Source organism: Paraburkholderia sp. BCC1876, assembly GCF_902833695.1.
Taxonomy (GTDB): Bacteria; Pseudomonadota; Gammaproteobacteria; order Burkholderiales; family Burkholderiaceae; genus Paraburkholderia.
On record NZ_CADFGI010000033.1, the window covers coordinates 1 to 679 of the forward strand.

1 protein-coding gene is annotated in these 679 nt (G+C 61.7%); it reads right to left on the reverse strand.

Annotation, left to right across the window (positions count from 1 at the left end):
• Positions 1-679 (reverse strand): citrate/2-methylcitrate synthase (locus HWY05_RS37600; protein WP_279614202.1); only part of this gene is annotated, 679 nt, incomplete at both ends.

Genomic DNA, 679 nt, shown 5'->3' on the forward strand with positions numbered 1-679 from the left:
TGAACAGCTTGTTGTTGCCCGCTTCTTTCGAGAGCTTTTTCGCGATTTCCTTGATGACCTTGTTGCGCGGGTCCGAAATCGTGTACACCGGGTGGCCGAAACCGATCACCACTTCCTTGTTTTCCACGCGACGGCGGATGTCCGCTTCGGCTTCGTCCGGCGTCTGATAGCGCGACTGGATTTCGAACGCGACTTCGTTGGCGCCGCCGTGTTTCGGGCCGCGCAGCGCGCCGATCGCACCGGTGATCGCCGAATAGATGTCGGAACCCGTGCCCGCGATCACGCGGCCGGTAAAGGTCGACGCGTTGAATTCGTGCTCGGCGTACAGGTTCAGCGACACATGCATCGCGTCGACCCACGACTTCGACGGCTCTACGCCATGCAGCAGGTGCAGGAAATGGCCGCCGATCGAATCGTCGTCGGTTTCCACTTCGATGCGCTTGCCGTTGTGCGAGTAGTGATACCAGTAGAGCAGCATCGAACCGAGCGAGGCCATCAGCTTATCGGCGATGTCGCGTGCGCCCGGCAGGTTGTGATCGTCCTTCTCCGGCAGCACGGTGCCGAGCACCGAGACGCCGGTGCGCATCACGTCCATCGGGTGGGCGGCGGCCGGAATCCATTCGAGCGCGGCTTTCACGTTCGCGGGCAGGCCGCGCATGCCTTTGAGTTTGGTCTTGTA